We start from the raw sequence: 25907 nt of genomic DNA, 5'->3' as shown, positions 1-25907 counted from the left end.
GGTCTGTCCCGAAACCTCCCGCAACAAGAGGCTCCGGCATACCCTTTCATTTGAAAAATCGAATCAAACACAAATCGAAACTATCATGAATGAACTCAACGTTTTGAAAAGGATCTGCCGGCATCTGTTCCTGGCGGTCCTCCTCTGCGCGGTGTCGGCCGCCACGGCTTCGGCCCAGGTCCCGACCGTCACCGTCGATGCGAAGAACGTTACCATCAAAGAGCTGTTGCAGCGCATCGAAGCCAACAGCCAGTACACGTTCGCCTACATCGACGCCGACATCAACCCCGACAAACGGGTGTCGGTGAAGGCCGTCAACCGCAGCATCGCCTCGATCATCGCCGAGGTGCTTCCCAATGTGAATATGGAAGTTAAGGGGCTGAAAATTGTCCTCACAGCCAAACGGGGGGGGGAATCGCAGACCCGCCCGGCCGCTGACGCCGGACGTACCGTGAAGGGCCGCGTGACCGACGAAAGCGGCGCGCCGGTGATCGGCGCCACCGTCATCCTGAAAGGCACCACGATCGGCACGGCGACCAACGCCATGGGCGAATACGCCATCGACATCCGGCAGGCCGACGCCGTGCTGGTCTACTCGCTCATCGGCTACAACAAAGTGGAACTGGCCCTCGCCGACAACCAGACGCAGGCCGACGTTACGCTGAAAAGCGAGGCGATCGCCATGGACAACGTGGTGGTCGTAGGCTACGGCGTGCAGAACAAGCGCGACGTGACGACGGCCATCTCGTCCATCAAGGCCGAAGACTTCGCCGCCATGCCGACGGCCGATTTCCGCGACGCCATGGCCGCCAAGATGCCGGGCGTGCAGGTGCTCACCCTGGGCGGCCAGCCCGACGGCAACGTTTCGATCCGCATCCGCGGCATCCAGTCGGCCACGTCGGGCAACGACCCGCTCTACGTCATCGACGGCGTTCCGTGCGACGCCCGGGCCTTCTCGAACCTCGAAAGCAGCGACATCGAGAGCCTCGAAGTGCTCAAAGATGCCTCGGCGGCGGCGATCTACGGTTCGCGCGGCTCGTGCGGCGTCATCCTCATCACGACCAAACGCGGCGAGGGCGAACGCCCCGTCGTGAGCTATGACGGCCAGTTCAGCGTCTCGAGCGTCTCGAAGACGATCGACATGCTCAATGCCTATGAATTCGCCAAAATCTTCAAAGAGGCCCGCGACGGCGCCTACCTGTTCAACGTTCCGACGGGTTCGATCGACGACCCCTACGAGGACCGTCCCCAGACCTACCACCGCGTTGACCCGCTCATCACGGCCTACCTGCAGGACAAGACCGGCACGATGACCGACACCGACTGGCAGGACGCCATCTTCCGCACGGCCTATTCGACCAAGCACTCTGTATCGGTCTCGGGCCGCACCAAGACGCTGGGTTACTACATCGGCGCCAACTACCTCTACCGCGAGGGAACGATCATCGGGTCGGATTTCGAACGTTACAGCCTGCGGGCCAACATCGACGGCAAGCGCAACCGGCTGAAATACGGCGTCAGCTTCTCGCCCTCCTACTCGAAGACCAACTACATCTCCTCTGACACGCAGTACGGCGACGATGGTGTAATCGCCTCGGCACTGATGGCGCCTCCGGTCTTCCCGGTCTACAACACCGATGGCTCCTACAACTGGGACATGAACGGATTCCTGCGCGTCAACAGCTGGGACACCCAGACCAACGAGGTGCTCAACCCCGTGGCGCTGGCGCTCGAAATCGACGACGTGCGCGAGAAGATCAACATTCTGGGCAACGCCTACGTCTCCTATGAGTTCATCAAAGGGCTGGAATACAAATTCACGGCCGGCGGCGACTACTACTCCTACATCCGCAACTACTACCGCCCCTCGTACATCCCCCTGCGCGGCCATAAATATTACGACGATCTGTCAGCCCCCAAAGCGCAGAACAACATGAACTCCTATTTCCACTGGACGATCTCCAACCAACTTTCCTTCAACCGCACCTTCGGCGATCATTCGGTCAACGCCGTGGCGGTCTACGAAGCCGAGAAGCAGGGCATCCAGACCTCGCAGATCGTGGGCACCGGCACGGCCGGCGACGACAAGATCCGCACCACGAAGGGCAAGACCATCGACCTGACGGAGACCTACAACAACAAGTACGCCTACACCTTCGCCTCGTGGCTCGTGCGTGCGCAGTACTCCTACAAGGGCCGTTACATGGTTTCGGCCTCGATCCGCGGCGACGGTTCGTCGCGCTTCGCCCCCAACACCCGGTGGGGTTATTTCCCGGCGGCCTCCGTGGGATGGCGCATGAGCGACGAGAGCTTCCTGCGCGATGTGAAATGGGTCGACGACCTGAAAATCCGCGCCAGCGTGGGACAGACCGGTAACGCTCAAATCGGCAATTCTGAATACCTGGCGCTCTACGGCTCGACGAACATCGATCTCGGCAACGGACTCACTTCGCAGGTCTATCCCACGCAGATCGCTAACAACGACCTGGGCTGGGAGAAGAACACGCAGTACAACGTTGGTCTGGATGTCAGCCTGTGGCGCGGCACCCTCGGATTCACCGCCGACTACTACTATTCGAAGACGACCGACATGCTGTTCGACGTTCCCGTCTCATCAGTATCGGGCCTCACCTCGTCGAACGTCAACATCGGTTCAATGCAGAATAAAGGTATCGAGCTGGCGCTCACCTCGCGGCGCAGCTTCGGCGACTTTTCCTACGCCTTTGCCGCCAACTGGTCGCTCAACCGCAACAAGGTGCTGAGCCTCGGCGATGAGAACGCCGACATCATCAAAGAATCCTCCTACGCCGGCGGTTACTACCTCACGCGCGTAGGCCAGCCCGTCGGCTGTTACTACCTGCTTGTGCAGGACGGCATCTTCCACAACCAGGAGGAGCTGGACTCCTATCCCCATTTCGACACCACGACGATCGGCGACTTCCGCTTCGTCGACGCCAACGGCAACGGCATTCTCGAAAAGGACGCCGACCGCGTGATCGTAGGCAACTACATGCCCGATTTCTACTACGGCTTCTCGGTTAACCTCTCGTACAAGGGCTTCGACCTGGCGGCCAACTTCCAGGGCGTCTACGGCAACGAAATCCTGAACCTCGAACGCCGCTACCTGCTCAACATGGAGGCTTCGTCGAACATGATGAAGGAGTCGCTGCAACGCTATCCCTACGGCGAACTGAACCGCGCGACCCGCAAATCGAGCGGCAACAACGGCGCCTGTACCTCGACGTTCCACCTCGAAGACGGCTCCTACCTGCGCCTGCAAAACCTTTCGCTGGGATACACCTTCCCCGACCGCTGGACCCGCAAGGCCGGCATCTCGAAGCTGCGCATCTACGTGCAGGGCACGAACCTCTTCACGTGGACCGACTATTCGGGCTACAACCCCGAGGTCAACAAACGCTCGACGGACGCCCTGCGTCCGGGCGAGGACTACTGCTCCTATCCGCTGTCGCGCACGTTCAGCGTCGGTGTGAACTTTAACCTGTAATCAAAAATGACGATGACTATGAAACCGAAATATTTCCTTGCGCTGGGACTCCTCGTACTGGGTCTGGGCTCGTGCGGCGAAAGTTTCTTCGAACAGTACCCGAGCAACAACATCACCGAAGGCAACTTCTACAAGACCGACGACGACTTCAACCAAGGAGTCGTGGCGTGCTATGCCAAACTCAAAACCCAGATGAGCTTCCACCTCACGGAGATCGGCTACCGCGGAGACGAAAACGTCCTTGAATCGATGGCTGTATCGACGCAGAACCGCTACGACATCGACCATTTCGCTGAGACAGCTAACAACGGCATCCTGAACGACATCTGGAATGCCTGGTACAACGGCATCTATCGCTGCAACGACGTACTCGACCACATGACCGGAGCCAAGATCGCCAACTACGACAAATATCGCGGCGAATGTCTGTTCCTGCGGTCGTGGTGGTATTTCAACCTCTACCGCGTCTTCGGCGTGGTGCCCATCACCCGCACTGTGGTAACCCCAGCAGCTGCCAAACTCATCCCCCGCTGCACAGAGGAGGAGATGTACACGCTGCTGACCGAAGACCTTGCCGAGGCGGCCCGGCTGTTGCCGCCGACACCGGGTCCGGAAAAGGCCCGTGTGGCGAACATCGCGGCCTACACGCTGCTGGCGAAGGTCTACCTCACGTTCGGCAAGCCCGCCGAGGCCAAGACGGCCCTCGAAGAGGCGATGAAGAACACCTCCTACGGACTGGAATCGACGACGAAAAAGGTTTTCGACGTGGGTAACAAAATGAACCGGGAGATCATCTTCGCGCTCTACTACAACAAGACCAACGACAACGGCCACGGTTACTGGTACAGCGCCAACACAGATGTGTTGGCAGACATCAACAACCCCACACCAACCTTCAAGGCGATCTACGACAGCGAGAAGGACAACCGTCTACCGCTGATCAGCTCCTACACCAAGATTAAAGACAATCTCTTCGCCATGACCAAATGGTACGACACCTACGACGCAACCTACACAACGCAGGTGGGCAACGATTTCCCGCACCTGCGCTATGCCGACGTGGTGCTGATGTACGCCGAGGCGCTGGCCGAATCGGGAGGCAGCCTGGGCGACGCGCTGGAATGGCTCAATAAGACCCGCACGCGGGCCGGGCTCGACGAACTGACGACCGACGAGGTCAAAAGCCTAGCGGAGTTCCGCCGCGAGCTGGCCGCTGAACGGGGCCGTGAGTTCGCCCTCGAAGGCCACCGCTGGTTCGACCTCGTGCGGCTGGGGCTGGCCGTCGACTATTTCCGCGAAATGGGCTACTCACTCGATTCGCACAACCTGATCTTCCCGATCCCGCAAAACCAGATCGAAATCGTGAACAACCCGTCGATTCTCTGGCAGAATCCCGGTTTCAATTAACCAACCACTTAAGTCAGAACAAGCATGAAAAAGATAATCAACCTTTTGCTGATATCGTTCATCGCCGCGGGCCTCACCGCATGCTGGAGTGAGGATATCCCCGAAGCCGGAGCGGCCCGCCACCAGGTCACCGATCTCACCGCCACGCCGGGCGACGAGGAGGTACTGCTCTCCTGGAGCCTGCCCGAAGGCTGGAACCCGACGGACTTCATCGTCTACTACACCGATGCCGATTCGGAAACGGTCACCCTGCGCACGGGCGGCGAGATGAACTGCACGGTCGGCGGACTCGTCAACGACACGCAGTACACCTTCTACGTGCAGGCGGTCTACGGAAAACTCGTCTCGAACTACGTCGCCGCCGTCGGCAGACCCGCCACGACGCGGTTCCCGGTCACCGACCTCACGGTCGATGCGGGCGACTCGTTCGTGAGCCTCGCGTGGACCAAGCCCGCGACGACGGTGCTCTCCTACACGCTCTCCTACTACAACGAGGACACACCCGACAACGTCGAGCAACAGACGCTCGACAAGGACGCGACGAGCGTGACGCTTGACAAGCTGATCAACGACAAGAACTATTACTTCTCGCTGACGGCCAACTACGAAAAGGGCGCCTCGGAACCGGCCACCGCGAAAGCGATGCCGACCCTGGCGATCCCCTACATCCTCGACCGCGACAAGGCGGCCAAGAACCAGCCGATCACGTTCTCGTTCAACACCGAAGACTACCCGACGGCCACCGACGTGAAGTGGACCTTCCCGGGCGACGTCGTGAAGGAGGGAACCGTCGTGAAATACGGACTGGGCACGGTCGGCACACAGACCGTGAAGCTGAACGCCACGATCGACGGCAACGCCCGCTCGTGGACCCTCGAGGTCGAAATCCGCGAATACGTCATCTACAGCACCGACTGGGCGCAGGACGGCTCGAACTACAACGGATTCAAAGGCACTTGTCCGGTGTTCTCGCCCGACGGAAAGACCGTCTACATCATCACCTTCAACAAAGTCTCCGCCCTCTACGCCTTCGACGTCGTGACAGGCAATGAGAAGTGGCGTTACCTACCAACCTCCAAATCAGGAAGCTACAACATGCTCACCGTGAATCCCGTGACAGGCGACATTTACTACGGCACGACAAGCGCTGGACAGTTCTATGCCATCACGCCGGAAGGCGAGTTGAAGTGGATCTTCTCCGAAGCCGGTTCAATGAAGAGCGCCGCCCCGGCCGTCAATGCTAACGGAACAGTGGTTTACATTTGTGATGCTTTGGGTAAAGCCTTCGCCATAGACGCTGCATCGGGACAAAAGAAATGGCAGTTTTCAGCAGGAGATGCCGGAAGGGGCCTGCTGGTTAACGGCAGCGAGCTGCTGATCGGAACGCAAACCGACGCTTTCTTCGTCAATATTGAAACCGGCGAACAAATCGCCAAGGTTACCCTTGGCTGCGAAATGTCCGACATCACCGGATTTGCCGTCAACAGCGACAAAACCCTTGCTTATTTTGGTGGCAGAAATGGTTATATAGGGGCCGTTAACATAAAAACACATGAAGCGATAAAATCGTTGGTAGTAGAGAAAGACAATCCCAACCTCCTTTATGAGCCCGTTGTGGCCCCCAACGGTTCGGTCTTCGCCGGTTCGAAAAACGGTTCGGTCTACAACGTGAAGGGCGACCTTTCGGCCGTCAACTGGGAGTACGTCCACACCGGCAGCTCCCTCGCCAACGCCTTCAATTACTCCCACCCGTGCGTCGACAGCGAAAACCGCTTCTACATCACTTCGGGACAGACCTCTAACACGACCTACATCTTCGATGCCAGCGGCAACGTGGTTGATTCTTGGACCTACGAGAGCGGCGACAACAACCAGAAGCAGATGGGCGGCAACAACTATCTCGACGGAGTCATTTATTCGGCTTTCATCGGCGGCTCAAGCAAGAACGGCGTTTTCGTCGGCAAATACGTCGGCGGCGAACGCGCATCGAGCTGGAGTACCCATGGCGGCGACATTTGTGGATCGTGCTGCGTCAAATAATTGAATCAAGAGACGCCGGGAATCCCCGGCGTCTCCTTTCACCAGCCAAAATAAAACAATGAAGAAACTACTGCTCATAACGATAACCTTTCTGCTGACTGCTGGATCCGTCCGGGCCGAATACCCCCTGGGCGTATCGCTCGGCATGGTGAAGGTCCCTGAGCCCGAAAAACTCGCGCAGATCAAAGCCGCGGGCATCGACCACGTGGAGGTTGTCTTCAACTATTTCTGGCGCAACGCTCCCGAGAACGAATGTTACACCCGGGCCTACCGCGTCAAGGCGCTGCTCGAAGAAGCCGGACTGAAAGTCTGGTCCTGCCACCTGCCGTTCAGCCGCCAGCTCGACATCTCGGTACCCGATCCGGCGCTGCGCGAACAGAACGTCGCGCTTATGGAGCGGATGATCCGCCTCGCGTCGATCTTCGGCCCGCAGCGGCTCGTGCTCCATCCCAGTTCGGAGCCGATCGCCGACGAAGAACGGGAGATCCGCCTGCAGAACTCGGCCAACTCCATCGGTCGCCTCGCGCTGTCCGCCAAAGAGATCGGCGCGGTGCTCTGCATCGAGAACCTGCCCCGCACGTGCCTGGGCCGCGACTCGGGCGAGCTTATGCGGCTCATCGCCGACTACCCCGAAGTCATGGTCTGCTTCGATTCGAACCACCTGCTCAAAGAGGAGCATGCGCACTTCTTCGAGGCCGTCGGCAACCGCATCGGCACGATCCACGCTTCGGACTACGACCGCAAGGACGAACGTCACTGGCTGCCGGGCGAAGGCGTCATCGACTGGCCTGATTTCCTCCGCCGCCTACAGGCTTCCGGCTACAAGGGAGTTTTCATGCACGAAGTCCGCGCCGGGGTGAACGCTACGCCCGAAAATGTCGTAAAAGCCTACAAAGAGGTTATTCTCGGCAAAATGAAAAAATAACCCAATCAAATGCCACAAATATGAATAACATAATAAAATTCTATTTGCTCCGAGGCTTGCTACTTTTCTGCACAGGAATAGGATTACTCGCCGTGGGTTGTTCTAATGACAACGACGATTCGTCCCGCGAACTCGCTTCGAAAACCAATTTAACGCTAACGGAATACTACAATGAGCAAGGAACAATAACGGTGCCCGCCTGGGAGAGGAATAACAGGGCCGGACTGTTTGTTACGGACCAAAACGCTCCGGAAGCCGTCTATACAGCACCGATCCAGTCGGGATCACAAAAATCGCTCTTTCTCTTCACGCTCGACGCACCGCAACATGCAACTTCGACGGTCGTCGCATTTTGGCCCTCGGATGCCAATCTCCGCTGTGAAAACGGCACGTTAAAAACTGTCATCCCTACGATGCAAACGGGTTTTGTCACCCCGATTCTCGTCGGCAAGGCCACAGCACAACTCAATGCCTACGAGGGTTGCAGTATGGAACTGAAAAACCTTTTCTGCACGATGTATATCAGCGCCAAGAAAGGCCACTATTCAGTCAGCAAAGTGGTCATAAAGGCCAACGGCGGCGAAGCAATTGCAGGGGAATTCACCGTTGACATCGATGACTGGTCAACATCAGCATCAGAACAGACGATCACTGTAACACTGCCCACCCCCATGGATTGTTCACAGGAAACACAACTGATACCCGTTATGATCGCCCCTGCGACACTCTTGCAAGGGTATACTGTGACCATCTACGATTCCAAAGGCGAAGATATAGCTTTAATCAAAAAAACAGAACCGGTGACCTTGGAGGCCGGAGGCAAGCTCGACACTGATTTGATGGCAGGCCCGGCCTTCCCGAGCCAGTGGATCTTCTCGGCATCGACTGTCGGACAGTACAACTCCTCGTGGAGCGCTTCGAACATGCTTCCGTCGACCTCGGGCAGTTCGGGTTGTATATCCGTCGTACGCGGCGAGGCCAACGTCGGGCGTGAATTCACCCGCACGGTCAATTCATACCGTCCCTCCGTCTCGACAATGGTCGAAGGTGACTACTGGCTCTACACCCTGCCCGTAAGGCGACTCGAAGCCGGTACGGCCGTAGAGTTCGACGCCACGATGGCCGGCGAAGCCAATTCGCCCAAATACTTCATCGTGGAGTATCTCGACGGAGGTGTCTGGAAGAGCGTCGAAGAGGACCTGCTCACCGCACCCGAGGACCCCTCGATCCGTTATTCCTACAAGTGCTCGGGCGTGGCCACAGGAACCAACTACCAGCACGCCAGCATCATGCAGACCATCCGTTTCACCGATCCCGTCGAGGGTGCGGTGCAGATCCGCTGCCGCGCTGTGGGTCCTTACACCTGCACGGGTGGTACACAAGACATTTCGGCTGACGACTCAGCAAGTCAATTACCCCAATTCGGGTTCTCGGGCTCTTATGTCCAGAACCTCGGCACGGCGGTCCCGGGCGACACGAAAAAGGTGCTCTGCCTCGGCAACTCGTTCTCCTATTACAGCAACCCGGCGTGGATGCTCAAAGAGATCGCCTGGAACGAAGGCCACTATCTCAATGTCAAGGGGCATTTCAAGGGTTCGCAGAATTTCGGACAGCAGTTGGGGCTGTCGTTCTCGACCGACGCCATCGACATCGGAGGCTACGACTACGCCTTCATTCAGGACCAGAGCCAGAATCCCGCGACCTACGGACGCGACGGCACGGCGTCAATAGCTGCCAACTGCACGGCATTGGCGGACAAAATTCGGGCGAAATCGGCCTCCTGCAAAGTCATTCTCGAACAGACCTGGACCTTCTCGGCCAGCAGCTACGGCGGATTCACCGACTTCGCGACTTTCGAAAACTACAATGCCAAGGGTGCACGTGCCATGGCAAAAGCCGCCGGAACGTGGATATCGCCGATCGGCGAAGCGTTCCGTATCGTGCGCGAAGGCTCTTCGGGCATCAACCTCTACCACACCGACAATAAGCACCAGTCGGTCTACGGCGCCTACCTGAAAGCCTGCGTCAACTACCTCGTGCTCTACGGGGAGGCGTTCGGCAGCTCGCCCGCCGACTGCGGCATCGAGGCATCGAAGGCCGCCTACCTGCGCAGCGTCGCCGAACAGGTCGTACTGGGACATGAAAACGAATACTTAATCCAACGATAACCGATGATACGAACAATCAACAAACTGCTGATCCTCGCAGCGGCTCTTTCGGGAGCCGCCTGCGGGGAGCAGGCCGGCACGCCGCAGGAAACCTTACCTCCGGAAACGTCATGAAAACCTGCAGCAAAGTCATTCTTAATAAAATAAAAAACGTTGAACAATGAAACGCTTTTCATTGAATAAAATTCGAAAATCAATATGGTTCGGAATAGGATTCGGAATGACCGCATATTTCATGGCGGGCTGCTCCGATAACGATTCCTCGGAATACATCGAATTAGCCGCAAAAATCACCCTGACCCAGTCAGAATATTACAACAACGAAGGAGAAACAACGCTTCATCCATGGACAAAAGACGATAAGGCCGGCATTTTCGTCATCAGGGACAACTTTTTGCAGAAGATCAACATCTCCCCAATTCAGACACAATCGCCGAAATCGCTTTTTCTGCTCAATTTCAAGGCCCCGAAACATAGCAATGCAACATTAGTGGCTTTCTACCCAGCCGATGCGAATCTCATATATGAGGACGACATATTGAAAACGACGATACCCACAACGCAGACAGGAACCGTCGCTCCACTTCTGATCGGACAAACAACAGGTCGCATCGACTCTTACGAAGGGTTGCACATGGAGTTGAAACACCTGTTCAACACCATGTATATACCTGTTTGGGGAAGCCATGCAATTGCCAAAGCCGTTATACAGGCCAACGGCGGGGAAGCCATCGCCGGAGAAACTTCAATCAGGCTTAAGGACGGTGTTATTTGCGCATCGGAAAAGAGTGTTACCGTAAAGTTTTCCACACCGCTGGACTGCTCGGCTGAGATCAAACTGATCCCGGTTATGCTCGCGCCTGTAACCCTGTCGCAAGGATACTCCGTGACCATCTATGACATTAACGGGATTTCATATACTGTTTCATCGGACAAGCCAATCACGCTGACAGCCGGCGGCAAGGCTGATGCTGACGAGGCCCGTTCGCCTTATGTCATCGAAACCATCTCTTTCAACATCCGTGTCGACAACCCCTCCGATGGAGACAACATCTGGAAGAATCGTAAACAAGCCGTCATAACGATGATAAACAGGCAACAGCCGACCATAATGGGTTTACAAGAAGCACAACCCCATCAAATCACTTATTTGGCAAAACAGTGCCCGGAATATGCTTGGTACGGATTAGGACGCGATACCGGTGAAGCACCTCCCAAAACGGAAACATATGCCTCTGAAGAGTGTATGGCCATCTTTTTCCAGACATCAATAGTCGAAATGCTGGATAAAGGAACTTTTTGGCTGTCAGAAACGCCTAACATACCCTCGAAGGGTTGGGATGCCAATTACAACCGAAGTTGTACATGGGCGTTATTCAGACAAAAAACAACCGGCAAGCGGTTCTATTTTTTCAACACGCATCTCGACAACTCCGGCACTGTGGCTCGAAAAGAATCTATCAAATTAATTATAAATAAAATAGAGGAGGTCAACTCAGAACAACTTCCGGTATTTCTTACTGCTGATTTCAATTCGGATACCGATGAGAGTTGTTTCAATCCGTTGCACCAAGTAATGAAAGATGCCCGTGCGACTGCTCCTGTCACAGATCAGGAAGCCACATACAACGGCTACAAAACATCTGGAACCCGTAAACTTGACCATATCTTTTATGATAACGGATGCGTGGCAAGCATTTTCCAAACTCTGAAAGAAAATTATGGTGCTCCTTATATCTCGGATCATTATCCGGTAAGAACTTGTTTCGTTTTATTTTAAGATCTCAATAAAAATGCGACACAAAAGATTTGAAATTATGAATAGCTTAAAACTCCGCCTGTTCCGGGTTCTGCTGCTCTGCGCCGGAACGGGACTCCTCGTCGCGGGCTGCTCGAACGACGACGACTCGCCCCGGGAACTCTCTTCGAAAACCACCCTGACGCTGTCGAAATACTACAACGACAAGGGAGCGACAACGCTGCCCACCTGGGGCAGAAACGACAAGGCCGGACTGTTCGCCGCAGACCAAAGCGTCCCGGAGGCCGTCTATGCGGCGCCGATCCAGCCGGGATCGCAAAAATCGCTCTTTCTCTTCACGCTCAGCGCGCCGCAGCACGCCGCTTCGACGGTCGTCGCTTTCTGGCCCTCGGACGCCGATCTCCGCTGTGAGAACGGCACGCTGAAAACCGTCGTTCCCACGGCGCAGACGGGTTCCGTCGCCCCGATTCTCGCCGGCAAGGCCACGGCGCGGCTCAACACCTACGAGGGTTGCAGCATGGAGCTCACGAATCTCTTCTGCACGATGTACGTCAGCGTTAAAAAGGGCAACTACTCGGTCAGCAAGGCGGTCGTAAAGGCCAACGGCGGCGAAGGGATCGCCGGAGAGCTCACGATCGGCATCGACGACTGGTCGGCATCGGCATCGGCTCAGACGATCACCGTGACGCTGCCCGCACCCCTCGACTGTTCGAAAGAGACGCAGCTGATACCCGTAATGATCGCCCCCGTGGCCCTGTCGCAGGGCTACACCGTGACCCTCACCGACACCGACGGTAATTCGTTCTCGGTCGGGAAGACGGAGCCCGTGACCCTGGAGGCCGGGGGCAAGCACGACACCGACGACGCCCGTTCGAGTTTCGTGACCGAACTGGTCTTCTGCGGCGACAACATGGTCTACATGATCGACGCCGGGCTGGCCAACGAAACCACCTACAAGGATGCGGTCACATGGAGCTGGGACGCGACCGAAGCCGCCGCCGTGCTCGGGCTGGACAAGAGCCGCTGCAACCACCTCGACGACTGCAAGCCGGTGGACAACGGCAAGAAACTCCTGTGCACCAGCTCCTACAACTGGTGCGTGCTGCTCGACATCGCCACGAAGGAGGTGCTGTTCCACACTACGGCGACTCCCAACGCCCACTCGGCGGAACTGCTGCCCGGCAACCGCATCGTCGTGGCTTGTTCCGGAGGCGAAAGTTCTGGGAATAACTCTATACAACTTTACGACATCTCGCAGCCCAACCGGATTCTCTACCAGTCGGCGCTCGGCTCGGCGCACGGCGTCGTGTGGAACGAAACGACCCAGCGCCTCTATGCGATCGGCGGCCAGAGCCTCCAGATCTACAAACTCAAAGACTGGGAGACGGCAGCCCCGTCGCTCGAACTGGAAAAGACCGTACAGACGCCCCAGGGAGGTCTGCACGACATGAGCTACGTCAATTCGAACACGCTCTGCATCGGCGGACGCCGGGCCTATCTCTACGACATCGGCGCCAACCGGTTTACCGAAATGATGCTCTTCAGCGCATCGACAGCTATCAAATCGATTAACTACAACGACGAGACGGGCGAACTGTGGTACACGGATTCCACCAACCCCGAGGGCTCGCAAAGCTGGTCGACACAGACCATCCGCTACTCCACGGACAAGAACGCCTCGACAGAGACACGAACGATCAAAGTTCCCGACCTGGATGTCTATAAAGTCCGCGTGATGAACTGGTAACACGAAGCGGATTCCAACAGAAAATCGTGTATGTCCACGCGAATACACGATTTTTCTTACTATATATTTAACATTATTATTGCCTTCAATCCAAACAATCCATGAAAAAACTGCTTATTCTTCTTTCAGGACTGCTGCTTTTACAAACCTCCTGTTCACACACCGAATCCGCCCCCGGCACCCGTGCCGAACGGGTCGTTTCGGAGATTCACAACCCCGCCTCGAAAAAGGTGCTTGTCGCCTGCCACCGGGGCGACTGGCGCAACTGGCCCGAGAACTCCCTGGCGGCCATCGAGTCGGTGATCGGCATGGGGGCCGACATCGTTGAGATCGACCTTGCGCTGACCTCCGACAGCGTGCTGGTGGTCTGCCACGACCGGACGCTGAACCGCACGACGACGGGCAAAGGTCTCATCGCCGAAATCCCCTACGACTCCATCCAACGGTGTTTCCTCAAATCGGGCCACGGCGTGGCCACGTCGCACCGCATGCCGACGCTTCGTGAAGCGCTGGAGCTCTGCAAGGACCGCATCGTGGTCAATATCGACAAGGGCTACCAGTACTATGACCTCGTGCAGCGCCTCTCCGAGGAACTCGGGGTCACCGGACAGCTCCTCATCAAAGGCAAAAGCCCCGTCGCAGACGTCGCCGCGAAGTTCTCCCGCTACGAGCACAACATGATGTACATGCCCATCATCGACATCCTCAAACCCAAAGGGCAGGCGCTCTTCGCCGAATACCTCGGCACGGACACCGTACCCCTTGCCTACGAGGTTTGCTGGTCGGAATACACCCCCGCAGTCGAAGCCTGCATGAAAAAAGTGGTGGCCGGCGGCTCGAAACTCTGGGTGAACTCCCTGTGGCCGTCGCTCTGCGGAGGTCTCTGCGACGATGCGGCCTTCGAAGGCGACCCGGCGGCCGTCTACGGCAAACTCGTCGATATGGGCGCCACCATGATCCAGACCGACCGTCCCGAACTGCTGATCTCCTACCTCCGCGCACGCGGACTGCACGACTGACCCCATGAGCCGCATCACCGACTTCTACCGCATCAGCCCTCCCGCCCCCGGGCGCGAGATGGACGACGACGCCCGCTCGAAGTACTACCGACGTCTGCGCCTGCAAGCGTTCGTCGCCGCGACGCTCGGATACAGCCTCTACTACGTCTGCCGCACGAGTCTCAACGTCATGAAGAAGCCCATTCTCGACAGCGGATCCCTCGACGCGTCCCAGCTGGGCGTCATCGGATCGGCCCTGCTCTTCGCCTATGCCGTCGGAAAGTTCGTAAACGGATTCATCGCCGACTACTGCAACATCAAACGCTTCATGGCCACGGGACTCATCGTCTCGGCTGCCGCAAACGCCCTGATGGGACTGCTGGGGCTGGCGCATTCCGTAGTTCCCACGGCCGTGATATTCGCGGCATTCGCCGTCATGTGGGGACTGAACGGATGGGCGCAGTCCATGGGAGCGCCCCCGGCCATCATATCCCTCTCGCGGTGGTATCCCCTCCGGGAACGGGGAACCTACTACGGATTCTTCTCCGCAAGCCATAACCTCGGGGAGTTCTTCTCGTTCCTCTTCGTGGGTTCCATCGTGACATTCGCAGGCTGGCAGGCCGGGTTCTTCGGATCGGCACTTGCAGGTGCAATAGGCGTTGTCATCGTCCTGTGCTGGCTTCACGACACCCCCGAATCCAAAGGACTGCCGCCCGTAGAGGCCCTGGCCCACGAGAAACCAGCGCCGGGAGCGGACAAATCCGTTCGGGAGATTCAAAAACAAGTGCTCCGCACCCCGGCCGTATGGGTGCTGGCGGCGGCAAGCGCATTCATGTACATATCCCGATATGCCATAAACGGATGGGGAGTGTTGTTCCTCCAGGAGGCCAAGGGATTCTCGGATGTAGAGGCGATTTCCGTAGTCTCGATAAACGCACTGCTGGGAATTCTCGGAACCGTGCTCTCCGGGTGGTTCTCGGACAAGCTGTTCAAGGGTGACCGAAAGATTCCCGCCCTGCTGTTCGGCATACTGAACTCCCTGGCGCTGGTCCTGTTCCTCTACGGAGGAAATGCCATGTGGGTGAACGTTCTCTCGATGGTGCTCTTCGGAATAGCAATCGGCGTGCTGATCTGCTTCCTCGGAGGACTGATGGCCGTGGATATCGTACCCCGCAAGGCCACGGGAGCCGCGCTCGGGGTCGTGGGAATCGCCTCCTACATCGCCGCGGGCATTCAGGACGTGGCGTCCGGATGGCTCATCGACTCGCACATCACCGTCGCCACGGACGGTGCGAAGCATTACGATTTCGGACCCGTCGCCCTGTTCTGGATCGCGGCGTCCGTCATCTCCTTCCTGCTGCCGCTGATGAACCGAAAACAAAAGACAGAAGCATGAAAAGACTGACATACCTGCTCCTTTGCCTGCTGATGCCGGCAATGGCCGCCGCAGAAAACGCTCCGGTAAAATACACGGATGCGGCAAGTCTCACGATCGTCAACAAAGCCCAGCCGGGCGGCCCGGCGTTTCAGCGCATAGACGTAGCCCGTTATCCCGAGCTGACCCCGACAGTCACGCGATATTACCGCTACTCCACGGGGCTGGCCGTGGTGTTCCGCACCGACAGCCGCAACATCCGCGCCCGGTGGACCACCGTCAACCAACTCCCCGGAGCCAATTCGACGCTCATCGCCCAGCGCGGGCTCGACCTCTACATTCGCCGCGACGGCAAATGGGTCTTCGCCGGAGTCGGTGTGCCGAGCAAATCCGGAACGCAGCACGAAGCCCCCGTCGTCGAACACATGGATACGACGATGAAGGAGTGCCTGCTCTACCTCCCGCTGCACGACGAGATCGCCGCCCTCGAAATCGGAACCGACGAAGGTGCGCTGTTGGAAGCCGCTCCCGACCCCTTCCGCCACCGGATTGTGGTGATCGGGTCGAGCATCACGCACGGCACTTCGGCTAGCCGTCCGGGAATGGCCTACGCCGCACGCCTGGGCCGCACCCTGGGATTCGGGTTCATCAACCTCGGGGCCAGCGGGCAATGCAAGCTCGATACATTCTTCGCGCGCATCGCCGCGGAGACCCGGGCCGACGCCTTTCTGTTCGACACCTTTTCGAACCCGTCGGCCCAACAGATCGACGAGCGGCTGGAAGGGTTCGTCCGGCGCATCCGCGAAAGCCATCCCACGACGCCGTTGATCTTCCTCCAGACGGAGGTGCGCGAAAGCGGAAACTTCGACCTGAAAAAACGGGCTTTCGAAGACGCTAAGCGGGAAGCTGCCCGGAAAGGGATGGAGAAAATCCTCGAAACGGACAAAAACATCTGGTTCATCAATCCCGGCATGGAGCTGGGAGACGACCACGAGGCGACCGTCGACGGCGTACACCCCACGGACCTCGGGTTCGAACGGATGCTGAAGAAAGTTCAGCCACAAATTATTCGAATATTGCAGAAACACGGAATAAAATAATTTCTATGTTTGATTTTTCTGTATAAATTACAAGCTTTCCCATATCATATTGTTTTTTATCTTTTATAACTTTTGTGATTTGTAAGTATCTGAATGAACCCAATATTTCCACTCGCAATTTCAACTTCCCATTGAACAAAAAAGTATGCTAAATAAAAGAGCATTGATAGGGCCCTCCAGTAAAATACTGGGATAAGTCTGACTGCGAGTCTACGAGAATTCGGGTTCAATTCACATCAATATTACCGTATCCGATGTAAGCATTAGGAATTGCGAGTCTTTCCCAAAGGCGAATTCATTTAATTAAACCCACAAAAGATATGATGTTGATGGTCGAAAATAGATAGAAAATTCGAAATGTCGTTTAAACTGTCAAAAAACTATAAAAAAATGGCAGGTAATCAGCTTTATACTTATGCGTAAGGGTGATTTATATTCCAGCAATATCAATTTAGAGCTGATCTCCGAATAGCTTCAATACTAAATTGATTACTTTCCAGAGATAGAACGCTTGTAATACAGCACTGTATTACAAGCGTTCTATCTCTGGTTTAGATCGTGACCACCAACATTATCCCAACAAGTATCTCTACCAAACTGCTTCTTACTGGGTGATTAAAAATACCAGAAACCGGTAGTCTCGCTCATCATTTTGACGCTCAACGCCAGACTTGCCACTATGTATAACTTAAATCGTTGTGGCTGTTTGCGGGATGAAATTCAGGCAGAAAGTATAGGGCCTGTTATTGACGATAAGAAACTCTGTGCTGTAAAGAATTACATGTGGTGAATTGCAATGCTGTGCCAGAAAATCTTTTTCCCACCATATACAAGTTCCCGTAACGGTCGTCTGACAAAAAACTTCTGGAAGACTACTAGGAGGGGACTAAAGTGATGGATATATGATTTATGGCTTTTTCGAAAGGCCGCAAGACCACAAGTGCTGAAACTATGGATGAAGATATTTTTGCCAGAATGCCTCAAAATGAATTGAGCAATAGAAACCTCAGAAGATACCTTTAACAAGTGATGAAAATTCCACGGCATAAACGTATCTTAAGTGACCTTTTTATCTACTGATATGCTGCAAACATGACAAATTCTGTCAAAAAGATACAATTTATCGAATGCTTATGAATTAAATGCATATGTGGAAATATTGACAAAGATTCCATTTTTTCAAATACTAATCAAAATATCTACAGGGATATCCCTACTGCAGAAAAATTAGATCTACATTTCCACGATTTCACTCCAATTATTGCAACTCTATGTGATCCAACGGATAAAAAGACAGCTTGACGAATACTAAGTTATACACAGATCAAATTGCGAACTTTGCAAGAACATTTTATCATGGATAAAGTTCCGATTTCATTGCCGCTTTATTGGTCGAAAGAGTATTCGGCAATCAGTGTTTCGAAGATACTTTGCAAACTCGATCGGATGGCTTTACCACCTTTCGCTCTGGCAGATAGTTCGGCAGCTCTGTTCAATTTGGTCGTTCGAGTTTTTGAGGACACATTACATATTAAATTCGGTAATCCAACCGATGTTAAATGCCGTGTCTTGGAATGCAAGAAGGATCGCACGAAATTTACTGAAGCATTACTTTATTCCTTGAATAAGGATGACGAGTGATTTCTTCCGGACAGATATTCAGGCATGCAATTCTGTATTCTAAAAATTCCTACTTTAACAAAACAAACGAAGCTGAATTCTTTACAGTTCGGACTATAGAAACTTGGACAAAAGCTAATTTATCGTCTTGTCTAAAACATCTCTCAACCGATGATTTCAAAGGATAGAACAGGATACTCTTGATTCTACCTATAAAGTTATAGTGATATGTTTCATAACCTTACCTTTCAATCGTCTCTCAACCTACTCACACGCCACTGATCATCCTACTTGATACGACGATAAAACAGGTTACCAGAGAAAACCCTTGTAAGCGTCGCGACTCAAATCGAAGCTTCTGCGGACAAATGTCAAAATCCGGTTGGTCTTTACTCAATTTCAGTATACGTCTATTGCCAATCCGATTCCGGTCGAGGCTTCGAAATCTCCACTCTTCTTGTTGAGAAGTTACACCGGGTAATGCGTTACCTTTGTTACAATATTAGTTAGACTTTTTTAATGGTACTATAAATAGAGTGACCATTCTTAACTTTCATTAGTAATATTGAGATTTTTTACAACAAATGTCGTATAAAAAACATGCTTTTTTCGATACGTTGTCTAATTTGCCTATCCCCAAAATTTTTCGTATTTTGTGATAGGTTATTTGAAATACAGTATTTGAGTGCAAGAAGTTGAAAATAAACCGTTGCTTTCTCGTTACCTATTATCTTATACAAAAATGTAACAACTTGATTTATCAAGTTGTTACATCATTATAATCCCGAACCCCGACGGGGTCCGCTGTTTCAGTCGAATATCTTTTGCAGCATCACCTCGTCGTGATAGCCGTCGGGCCGCCATAGCCAGTCGCGTTTGACGCCGATCTCGGTGAATCCCGCGCTGCGGAACAGGCGCAGGCTCGCTTCGTTGTCGGCACCGACGTTGCACCACAGCTGATGCGCGCGCAGCGTATCGTGTGCGTAGCGGCAGAGGGTTTCCACGGCGTCGGAGGCGTAGCCGCGTCCCCGGTCGCTCTGTTCGTAGATGAGGATGCCGATGCCTGCCCGGCGGTGGATCGGGTCGTATTCGAACAGGTCGATCGCCCCGACCGGCTTGGAACTCAACAGCGTTTCGATGATCAGCCGCAGTTGTCCGTCGCAGAGCACCCCGACGATGTCCTGATGCCGTTCGACGAAGCGCTCCAGCTGATGACGCGAGAACGGCTCCGTCGTCCCGCTGACCGGCCAGATGTCGCAGTCGTTCTCCCACTCGTACATCAGGTCGACGTCGCCCGGCTCCACGGCCCGCAGGCGGATGGTGCGGCCCTCGATGTTCATTACAATCCGATGATCTTGTTGCGGATCAGCATGGCCACGCCCCAGGCGTTGGCGTTCTCGGTCATCTTCGACACACGGAATTTGGTGTCCTTGTAGACCAGGTTGAGCGAATATTTGTTCGTCGCCGATTTGAGCGGCAGCATGATGTAGTCGCCTGCCGCCGCGAGGTTGCCGCCGACGATGACCGTCTCGGGGTTGAACGTGTTGATCAGGAAAGCCACGGCCTTGCCGACCTTCTCGCCCGCCTCCTCGATCAGTTCGATCGAAAGGTTGTCGTCGTTCTTCGCCGCAGTGATGATGTCGTCGATGTGGATGGTCTTCTGCTGGTCGTATTTCTCCTTGAGGATGGTGTTCACGCCCTTTTGGATCAGGTGGCACATCTTGTCCTCGATGGCGATGCCCGAAACCTCGGTTTCGAGGCAGCCCTTCTTGCCGCACGAGCAGATGATCTCGTTGTCGAAGAAGGGAATGTGGCCGAACTCGCCGGCGAAGCCGCTCTTGCCGTAGTAGAGCTGTCCGTCGACCACGATGCCGATGGCCACGCCGCGGCCCATGTGGAGGTACAGCACGTTGCTCTCGTCCTTCGATTTGCCGCAGGTGTATTCGGCATAGCAGCGGGCGCGGGTGTCGTTCTCCAGCAGTACGCGGATGCCGACGCGCTCTTCGAGCAAGTCGCGCAGCGACTGTTCGCTCGACGTGAAGTATTTGTAACTGCGGCCCGTGTCGGGGTTCACGCGTCCCGTCATGCAGACGCCCAGCCCGAGAATCTTGCCCCGGTCGATGCCGCATGCGGCGATGAAGTTCTCGATGCCCGAGCAGATGCGCTCGATGCACTGCGGACGGTCGAGCAGCTCGAACGTGAAGTCGTTCTCCTCTTTGATGATGTTGTTTTGCAGATCGGTGATCAGGAAGCGCATGTTGTCACGACCGACGTTCACCCCGGCGAAATAGATTGCCGAGTTGGCCAGGCCGAAGATGTTGGGGCGCCGTCCGCCCGGGGTTTCCACCTTGCCCAGGTCCGTCACGATGTTCTCGTCGACCAGTTCCTGAACCAGTTTGGTGATCGTGGGGACACTGATGTGAAGCTCTTTGGTAAGCTCCGAAAGCGTGCATTCTCCGTTGACAGCCATGTGCGCGATGATGTTGCGCTTGATGATGCTGTTTTTGTGCGTAATGCCCTTCAGGGCGTCGTCTTCGTGTTTGTTGAAAAATTCGGTAAGTGATGTCATCCTTCCAGGCTCATTTTTAACTAACTCTGCAAATATATACACTATCTTTAATAAATGCAATAAGTTTTTAATAAAATTTAATAAATTTTGTTTCAAAATGAGGGGTAAAAAAATTAACGCCCTGATTTTCAGGGCGTTAATTTTTAAGCGAAACTTTTTGTTTTACAGCGTCGATTTCGATTCCACGACTGTGTTGGGGTCCACCTTGCGGATGAGTCCCTGCAACACGCTGCCGGGGCCGAGTTCGGTGAATTCCGTCACGCCGTCGGAGAGCATGTTGCGCACGATGTAGGTCCAGCGCACGGGGGCCGTCAGCTGGGCGATCAGGTTGGCCTTGATGGCGGCGGGATCGGTATAGGGCTTGGCGTCGACGTTCTGGTAAACGGGGCATACGGGCGTCTGGAACGGCGCTTCGGCGATGGCTTTCTCAAGTTCCTGCTTGGCAGGCTCCATCAGCGGCGAGTGGAACGCTCCGCCCACCGGCAGGCGCAGCGCACGGCGCGCTCCGGCGGCCTTGGCTTTCTCGCAGGCGGCGTCTACGGCCTCCACGGCTCCCGAGATCACCAGCTGGCCCGGGCAGTTGTAGTTGGCGGCGACGACCACGCCGTCGACCGACGCGCAGATCTCCTCCACGACCTTGTCTTCCAGACCGAGAATGGCGGCCATCGTTCCGGGCTGCGCTTCGCAGGCGGCCTGCATGGCCATGGCGCGCTTCGAAACGAGCTTCAGACCGTCCTCGAACGAGAGCGCTCCGGCGACCACGAGGGCCGAGAATTCGCCTAAAGAGTGTCCGGCGGCGGCATCGGGCTTCACGCCCAGCGCCTTGGCCATGATCACCGAGTGGAGGAATACGGCGGGCTGGGTGACGCGGGTCTGCTTCAGTTCTTCGTCCGTACCGGCGAACATGATGTCGGTAATGCGGAAACCGAGGATCTCGTTGGCTTTCTCGAAGAGTTCCTTCGCAGCCGGAACGTTGTCGTAGAGGTCTTTGCCCATTCCGACGGCCTGGGCGCCCTGGCCCGGGAATACGTATGCGTGCTTCATAATTTTTTGCGAATTTTATGTTTGCGGAGGCAAAGATACGAATTTATTTCCTAAATTTGCACCGCAATGGTTCACAAAGGGCCGGGCAAGGCCCCGTGTGATTAAATGGGAATGCCGTGAAAATCGGCAGCAGTTCCCGCTGCTGTAAGTTCCGAGAGTTGCCGCGACACGCTGAAAGCCACTGGTCCGAGAGGGCCGGGAAGGCGTTGCGGCAGGAACGAGCCAGAAGACCTGCCTTGCAGCTTCCCGACGAGGAAGAATCTTTTTTCGGGGTGTGTCTGCGGAGAACGGAGCATCGCAAGTCTTGGTATTTCGTGGCTGAAATACGGGTATGGACGTGAAAAAGGTTCGATTCAGAGAGGTTCCGGGACCGGATTTTTTATTTTACGAACATACTTAAAATCAGACGAACGATGAAAAAACTCTTGCTTTTCGCATTTGCGGCCTGCGCTTTGGCCGCCTGCTCGGACGATGACGGCGATTCCCGCGTCCCTGCGACTGCGGTTGTGCTCGATTGTACGGAAAAAGAACTTGCAGTCGGCGAAACCCTGCAACTCACCGCAACGCCGGCGCCGGCGAATACCACCGACGACGTGGTGTGGTCTTCGGATGCCGAGGAGTTCGCGACGGTCTCCGAATCGGGTCTTGTGACGGCCGTGGCTGCCGGAACCGCCAAAATCTCGGCGACATACGGTTCGGTGTCGGCAACCTGTACCGTGCATGTGAGCGAACCCGATCCGGAACCCGATCCGGACCCCAATCCCGATCCGGAGCCGGAACCGTCTAATTTGATTTCTTTCGAAACGAGCGAGGGGATGCTTGCTATCGACGGCAAGGCTGTACAGCTCGGCGACATTACCGTTAGCGGCGGTTCTGCGGCGGGAAATCACCATAATGTCTTTTGGGCGAAGGGCGGCAGCTACGACGATCTGGCCGTAGGTGGCGTTTACAACGGGTATCTTTGTTCGACCTCGGATGAGAAGATTTGGTTCGGAACCTATTTTTCAGCCGACATCGGCTACGGAGACTATTGGGGCGGTTTCGTCTTGTCTGCCAATTACGGGAGAACGGCTACGAGCGTCAATTATGCGAACCAGTTTATGGTATGGGCCGATAAGGGAGCAAACGGTTCGTCGAACTGCATGATCGGTTATTTCGACGGATATACGAGCGGTTATGCAACTCCGATGATCGAATTTGTGGAACCGCGTCAGGTCAGCTATCTGTATATGGCCAACAGCGCGATTACCTACCCTTATAAGCCGACGCAGGTTGACGAGGCTTCGTATTATTATAAAGTGAAAATTACCGGCTCGCTTGAGGGCAAGGAGACCGGTAGTGCGGAGTGCTTCCTGATCAACGGTTCGGAAAAGTTGTCGGACTGGAAAAAGGTCGATCTTTCCGCTTTGGGCAAGGTCGACTGTCTGACTTTCTCGCCTGCTTCGAATGAGGCGAATGCTTACGGATTGCTCGTTCCCGCTTATTTTGCCATCGACGAAATCGGACTGATTGCCGAGAAGTAATTTAGAGATTAGTTTCCGGAGAAAGACCCGCAGGACTTCATCGTTTTGCGGGGCTTTCGTATCGGGGGGGGAGGGATGTCCGGACGGAACGGGCTTATTCGTCCCGGAACTCCATGCGGCAGGGCAGCACCACCGATTCGGGTGCCGGGCGGACGGAGCCGGGCGATTGGCTTTCGCGGATTTGCCGCAGCAGGAGGCGCACGGCGTGGGCGCTGATCTCTTCGACGGGGAAGCGGGCGACGCTCATCCGGGGGGCGGCCAGGCGGAAAAGCGGGTCTTCGTGCATGCAGGCAAGCCCCAGACGGCCGTCGCTGATGTCGATGCCCCGGTCGTGGAAATAGCGCAGGGCCTCGGTGGCGAGGATATGCGTGGTGAAGAAAAAGCCGTCGGTGTCGGGAACCATGGCGAGAATGCGGTCGAGCGTATCGCAGACGTGCTGCCGGTAGCCGGCATAGGCGACCTCTCCGTAGAGGCGGGGATCGGCGTGCAGTCCCGCTTCCGCCAGCGCGCGGAGGTAGCCCCTGTGCCGCAGTTCCATCGTCGGGAGGTGGGGGAAGGTCGTGATGATGGCGATTTTGCGGAATCCCCGGGCGGCAAGATGACGGACCAGCGCATGGCTGCCCGCCTCGTTGTCGATCACCACGCAGCCGGCGTCCGTTTTCGCGAGGCCGCGGTCGAACAGCACGACCGGGCAGCCGCTCTCCGCAAGGCGGCCGACCTCGCGTCCCGAAGCGTCGGCCGGGGCGATGATGATGCCGTCGACCTTTTTCGACCGGAAAAGCCGTATCAGGGCGTTTTCCCGTTCGGTTTCGGAGTTCGAACCGGCGATCATCAGCGAGTAGCCTTCCCGCTCGGCTTCCGACTCGATCCGGTCGGCGATGTGGGCGAAGAAGGTGTCCGAAATCGAGGGGAGGATCAGTCCGATGGTTTTCGATACGCCCGTGTTGAGGCTTCGGGCCAGCAGGTTCGGTTCGTATGCCAGGGAGCGGGCGCAGGCGAGCACGCGGCTCTGTGTCTCCGCGCTGATCCCTTTTTTGTCGCCCTGCCCCGAGAGGACCCACGAAACGGTCGTTTTCGAGAGGTTGAGCTTGCAGGCTATGTCCTTGAGTGACGCTCCCACGATTTATCCGTATAAGCAATGCTCTACAAAGATAAAATTTTTCCGGCATTCGGCAAATAATCCGGCCGTAAAATGACGCCGGGAGTTCTGTATCCGGGGCGTGGAAGCGAAAGCCTCCCGCAGGGCAGGCCCTGCGGGAAGCTTCGTATCGGGAATGCGCTTATTTCGAGATCAGGTTTTCGCGCTCGATGTCCTTGAAATAGCGGTAGGTGGCTACGCGCAACTCCTCGGCGGCCGGGTCGTCGCAGACCAGAATGCCGTTGGGGTGCACCTGGAGGGCCGAGATGGTCCACTGGTGGTTGTAGGAGCCTTCGACGCCGTGGCGCACCGCGCGGGCTTTCTTGTGGCCCGTGGCGAGGATCAGCACCTTCTTGGCCGACAGCACCGTGCCCACGCCGACCGTCAGCGCGGTTTTCGGCACGAGCGAGATGTCGCCGCCGAAGAACCGGGCGTTGACCTGGATCGTGTCCTGCGTCAGGGTCTTGAGGCGCGTGCGGGAGTTGAGCGACGAGAACGGCTCGTTGAAGGCGATGTGTCCGTCTTCGCCCACGCCGCCCATGAAGAGGTCGATGCCCCCGGCCTCGACGATGCGCGCCTCGTAGTCGGCGCACTCCTTGGCCAGGTCGTCGGCGTTGCCGTCGAGAATGTTGACGTTCTCCGGCCTGATGTCGACGTGCTTGAAGAAATTGTTCCACATGAACGAGTGGTAGCTTTCGGGATGCTCCTCGGGGAGACCCACATACTCGTCCATGTTGAACGTGATGACGTTCTTGAACGACACTTCGCCCGTCTTGTGGCGGCGGATCAGTTCCTTGTAGGTCTCCAGCGGGGTCGAGCCGGTCGGCAGCCCCAGCACGAAGGGCGACGAGGTGTGCTGCTCCTTGTTCTTGATCTGGGCGATGATGTAATTGGCGGCCCACTGGGCTACCTGCTGGGGGGTATTTTCAATGATTAAGCGCATGGGGTGATTTTTTAATGTTCAATGCTTCATTTTTTAATCGAAGTTT

The 25907-nt window shown here is 55.8% G+C and carries 17 protein-coding genes and 1 riboswitch; of the genes, 12 read left to right on the top strand and 5 right to left on the bottom strand.

Annotated elements, in window-relative coordinates:
• Positions 1–85: 85 nt before the first annotated feature.
• From DWW03_RS11025 to DWW03_RS10975, 11 genes are all read left to right on the top strand, one after another.
• On the top strand, positions 86–3505 hold the full coding sequence (locus DWW03_RS11025) for a SusC/RagA family TonB-linked outer membrane protein (RefSeq protein ID WP_022062306.1): 3420 nt from the start codon (positions 86–88) through the stop codon (positions 3503–3505).
• 18 nt (positions 3506–3523) lie between these two features.
• On the top strand, positions 3524–4912 hold the full coding sequence (locus tag DWW03_RS11020) for a RagB/SusD family nutrient uptake outer membrane protein (RefSeq protein WP_015546291.1): 1389 nt from the start codon (positions 3524–3526) through the stop codon (positions 4910–4912).
• A gap of 24 nt (positions 4913–4936) precedes the next feature.
• Positions 4937–6952, top strand: a complete 2016-nt coding sequence (locus DWW03_RS11015) for a fibronectin type III domain-containing protein (protein ID WP_015546292.1) — start codon at positions 4937–4939, stop codon at positions 6950–6952.
• Positions 6953–7010: 58 nt separating this feature from the next.
• The gene (locus tag DWW03_RS11010; protein WP_015546293.1) at positions 7011–7877 is read left to right on the top strand and encodes a sugar phosphate isomerase/epimerase family protein; all 867 of its coding nucleotides are present in this window, start codon (positions 7011–7013) and stop codon (positions 7875–7877) included.
• Positions 7878–8290: 413 nt separating this feature from the next.
• On the top strand, positions 8291–10045 hold the full coding sequence (locus DWW03_RS16640) for a DUF4886 domain-containing protein (protein ID WP_229096006.1): 1755 nt from the start codon (positions 8291–8293) through the stop codon (positions 10043–10045).
• A gap of 160 nt (positions 10046–10205) precedes the next feature.
• A complete protein-coding gene (locus DWW03_RS16890; protein WP_022062204.1) occupies positions 10206–11825 on the top strand; it encodes an endonuclease/exonuclease/phosphatase family protein in 1620 nt (539 codons plus the stop codon).
• A 37-nt stretch (positions 11826–11862) separates the two neighbouring features.
• Entirely contained in the window at positions 11863–13551 is a 1689-nt protein-coding gene (locus DWW03_RS10995) for a DUF6528 family protein (protein WP_022062205.1), read from the top strand.
• Positions 13552–13652: 101 nt separating this feature from the next.
• Positions 13653–14570: a glycerophosphodiester phosphodiesterase family protein gene (locus tag DWW03_RS10990; protein WP_015546297.1), complete on the top strand. Its 918-nt coding sequence runs from the start codon at positions 13653–13655 to the stop codon at positions 14568–14570.
• A 4-nt stretch (positions 14571–14574) separates the two neighbouring features.
• Complete coding sequence (locus tag DWW03_RS10985) at positions 14575–15945, top strand: MFS transporter (protein ID WP_022062206.1); 1371 nt, start codon at positions 14575–14577, stop codon at positions 15943–15945.
• Complete coding sequence (locus DWW03_RS10980; protein ID WP_118406760.1) at positions 15942–17024, top strand: SGNH/GDSL hydrolase family protein; 1083 nt, start codon at positions 15942–15944, stop codon at positions 17022–17024. The genes DWW03_RS10985 and DWW03_RS10980 overlap by 4 nt, the downstream gene beginning before the upstream one ends.
• A gap of 1356 nt (positions 17025–18380) precedes the next feature.
• A complete protein-coding gene (locus DWW03_RS10975) occupies positions 18381–18665 on the top strand; it encodes a hypothetical protein (RefSeq protein WP_015546300.1) in 285 nt (94 codons plus the stop codon).
• 788 nt (positions 18666–19453) lie between these two features.
• Here DWW03_RS10975 and DWW03_RS10970 read toward each other — a convergent pair.
• The 3 genes from DWW03_RS10970 to fabD all read right to left on the bottom strand — a co-directional run bounded on the left by DWW03_RS10970 (position 19454) and on the right by fabD (position 22257).
• The gene (locus DWW03_RS10970; protein WP_022062209.1) at positions 19454–19984 is read right to left on the bottom strand and encodes a GNAT family N-acetyltransferase; all 531 of its coding nucleotides are present in this window, start codon (positions 19982–19984) and stop codon (positions 19454–19456) included.
• Positions 19984–21213, bottom strand: coding sequence for an ROK family transcriptional regulator (locus DWW03_RS10965; RefSeq protein WP_022062210.1), 1230 nt, complete (start codon positions 21211–21213; stop codon positions 19984–19986). The genes DWW03_RS10970 and DWW03_RS10965 overlap by 1 nt, the downstream gene beginning before the upstream one ends.
• 162 nt (positions 21214–21375) lie before the next feature.
• On the bottom strand, positions 21376–22257 hold the full coding sequence (fabD, locus tag DWW03_RS10960; protein ID WP_015546303.1) for an ACP S-malonyltransferase: 882 nt from the start codon (positions 22255–22257) through the stop codon (positions 21376–21378).
• Between the two features lie 50 nt (positions 22258–22307).
• Positions 22308–22511: riboswitch (cobalamin riboswitch) on the top strand.
• A 159-nt stretch (positions 22512–22670) separates the two neighbouring features.
• Here fabD and DWW03_RS10955 point away from each other — a divergent pair.
• The gene (locus DWW03_RS10955) at positions 22671–23780 is read left to right on the top strand and encodes a DUF4465 domain-containing protein (protein ID WP_022062211.1); all 1110 of its coding nucleotides are present in this window, start codon (positions 22671–22673) and stop codon (positions 23778–23780) included.
• Between the two features lie 94 nt (positions 23781–23874).
• Here DWW03_RS10955 and DWW03_RS10950 read toward each other — a convergent pair whose 3' ends face one another.
• Positions 23875–24900, bottom strand: a complete 1026-nt coding sequence (locus DWW03_RS10950; protein WP_022062212.1) for a LacI family DNA-binding transcriptional regulator — start codon at positions 24898–24900, stop codon at positions 23875–23877.
• A 160-nt stretch (positions 24901–25060) separates the two neighbouring features.
• The gene (gene nagB, locus DWW03_RS10945; protein WP_015546304.1) at positions 25061–25861 is read right to left on the bottom strand and encodes a glucosamine-6-phosphate deaminase; all 801 of its coding nucleotides are present in this window, start codon (positions 25859–25861) and stop codon (positions 25061–25063) included.
• Between the last annotated feature and the right edge of the window lie 46 nt (positions 25862–25907).

Source organism: Alistipes sp. AF14-19 (assembly GCF_003461645.1).
Taxonomy (GTDB): domain Bacteria; phylum Bacteroidota; class Bacteroidia; order Bacteroidales; family Rikenellaceae; genus Alistipes; species Alistipes shahii.
Note: the sequence above shows the minus strand (reverse complement) of the source record. Positions and strands in the feature narration are given on the sequence as shown.

Bases quoted from the DNA above. Each gene is read 5' to 3' on its own strand.
- fabD (WP_015546303.1), bottom strand. From the start codon at position 22,257: ATGAAGCACGCATACGTATTCCCGGGCCAGGGCGCCCAGGCCGTCGGA.
- DWW03_RS11010 (WP_015546293.1), top strand. From the start codon at position 7,011: ATGAAGAAACTACTGCTCATAACGATAACCTTTCTGCTGACTGCTGGA.
- DWW03_RS10980 (WP_118406760.1), top strand. From the start codon at position 15,942: ATGAAAAGACTGACATACCTGCTCCTTTGCCTGCTGATGCCGGCAATG.
- DWW03_RS10995 (WP_022062205.1), top strand. From the start codon at position 11,863: ATGAATAGCTTAAAACTCCGCCTGTTCCGGGTTCTGCTGCTCTGCGCC.
- DWW03_RS10965 (WP_022062210.1), bottom strand. From the start codon at position 21,213: ATGACATCACTTACCGAATTTTTCAACAAACACGAAGACGACGCCCTG.
- DWW03_RS10970 (WP_022062209.1), bottom strand. From the start codon at position 19,984: ATGAACATCGAGGGCCGCACCATCCGCCTGCGGGCCGTGGAGCCGGGC.
- DWW03_RS10985 (WP_022062206.1), top strand. From the start codon at position 14,575: ATGAGCCGCATCACCGACTTCTACCGCATCAGCCCTCCCGCCCCCGGG.
- DWW03_RS16640 (WP_229096006.1), top strand. From the start codon at position 8,291: ATGCAAACGGGTTTTGTCACCCCGATTCTCGTCGGCAAGGCCACAGCA.
- DWW03_RS11025 (WP_022062306.1), top strand. From the start codon at position 86: ATGAATGAACTCAACGTTTTGAAAAGGATCTGCCGGCATCTGTTCCTG.
- DWW03_RS10990 (WP_015546297.1), top strand. From the start codon at position 13,653: ATGAAAAAACTGCTTATTCTTCTTTCAGGACTGCTGCTTTTACAAACC.
- DWW03_RS16890 (WP_022062204.1), top strand. From the start codon at position 10,206: ATGAAACGCTTTTCATTGAATAAAATTCGAAAATCAATATGGTTCGGA.
- DWW03_RS11020 (WP_015546291.1), top strand. From the start codon at position 3,524: ATGAAACCGAAATATTTCCTTGCGCTGGGACTCCTCGTACTGGGTCTG.
- nagB (WP_015546304.1), bottom strand. From the start codon at position 25,861: ATGCGCTTAATCATTGAAAATACCCCCCAGCAGGTAGCCCAGTGGGCC.
- DWW03_RS11015 (WP_015546292.1), top strand. From the start codon at position 4,937: ATGAAAAAGATAATCAACCTTTTGCTGATATCGTTCATCGCCGCGGGC.
- DWW03_RS10975 (WP_015546300.1), top strand. From the start codon at position 18,381: ATGGATAAAGTTCCGATTTCATTGCCGCTTTATTGGTCGAAAGAGTAT.
- DWW03_RS10955 (WP_022062211.1), top strand. From the start codon at position 22,671: ATGAAAAAACTCTTGCTTTTCGCATTTGCGGCCTGCGCTTTGGCCGCC.